The following is a 1,342-nucleotide window of genomic DNA, read 5'->3' as shown; positions in this document are numbered from 1 at the left end:
CGGCGTTGCTCGTTCAGGGTTGCCCCCATTGACGAAAATTCCTCACTGCTGCCCCCCGTAGGAGTCTGGGCCGTTCTCAATCCCAGTGTGGCTGATCGTCCTCTCAGACCAGCTACCGATCGCTGTCTTGGTAGGCCATTACCCCACCAACCAACTAATCGGGCGCAGGCTCATCCTCTGGCGCTCTTGCGAGCTTTGCTCTTACGAGCATATGCGGTATTGTCGGCGATTTCTCGCCGGTATTCCTCACCAGGGGGTAGATAGCCCACGTGTTCCTCACCCGTCCGCCACTCTCTTCTTGCGAAGAGCGTTCGACTTGCATGTGTTAGGCACGCCGCCAGCGTTTATCCTGAGCCAGGATCAAACTCGCCATCCAATTTTATAAAGCACAGACCTTCAACGAACGTCTGTAAATTGCATGAGAAAAGCGATCATGGCCAAGTTACAAAAACATGGCAATTGTTCGCAGATTATGTTGTTGTCTTAACCTATGCATTACTGCATATCCAAGACTGAATTGACAGGAGCTATAAATTTTTCTTGTATAGTTCCAGTTACTGTTCTGCTTTCCACTCTTCAGTTGTCAAGGTACTCTTTGTTTTTGGTGTGTCGAGGAGCAGTACGTTTCTTTTCGCTTGCTCGCTTCAACTCCCGTAGTATCGCATATCCCTTGTGGTTTGTCAAGCGTTTTTCCAGGGAAATTTGCGCTTGCGCTGAAATCTCGTTTCGCGCATCTCGCTCATCGTTCGTGCTGTCTCCAGCAGGGAGACGATCCGAAAAAAAGAGCCAACAGCTCCCGGCAATCTCAACCAGGTTGGGAAGCGCGTGAGAGATGCATGATCTCAGAGGAGCCACATTAGCGTGGCACAAAGGATGTTCGAACAAACAGGAGCACAATCCCTTCAAAAAGGAAAGTGTGATTGTTTCGTTTCGACAGCTCAATGAGTATGCCATACGCAAGGTGGTCTTGTCAAGGGTTTTCAGGACGAAAAAACAGGGATGCTGAAAAATGGAGGTGCGGCCCGAGGTGCGCTTGCCCGTTCACTGTACGACCATCTCGCTCCAACGCTCTGTGACGCCCCTGGCATGACAGTTACGGTAAGGATGAGCCTATGGGCGAGGGGATCGTACGTGAATGGGCAAGCGCACCTCGGCTGCGGCCTGTCTGTTACCCACATTTTTGGAGTGAAGAAATGATAGAATAGAAGAAAGGAAAAATGAAAAATGAAGAAAAGAGAGAGAGAGAAGAAAAAATGGAGCAAGAGCGCATACAAACCGCTGAACAGTGGGCCGTCCTGAACTATGGGACAGCATTGCTGGCTGATACACGACACACCGCCCG

General features: G+C 50.3%; 1 rRNA gene. It reads right to left on the bottom strand.

Features of this window, described 5'->3' with window-relative positions:
* Positions 1 to 376, bottom strand: a 16S ribosomal RNA gene (locus F1593_RS28010); the annotation flags it as partial.
* Positions 377 to 1,342: the final 966 nt, after the last annotated feature.

Origin of the sequence: Dictyobacter arantiisoli, assembly GCF_008326305.1 — a bacterium.
GTDB lineage: Bacteria > Chloroflexota > Ktedonobacteria > Ktedonobacterales > Ktedonobacteraceae > Dictyobacter > Dictyobacter arantiisoli.
This window is presented reverse-complemented; position numbering and strand designations above follow the sequence as displayed.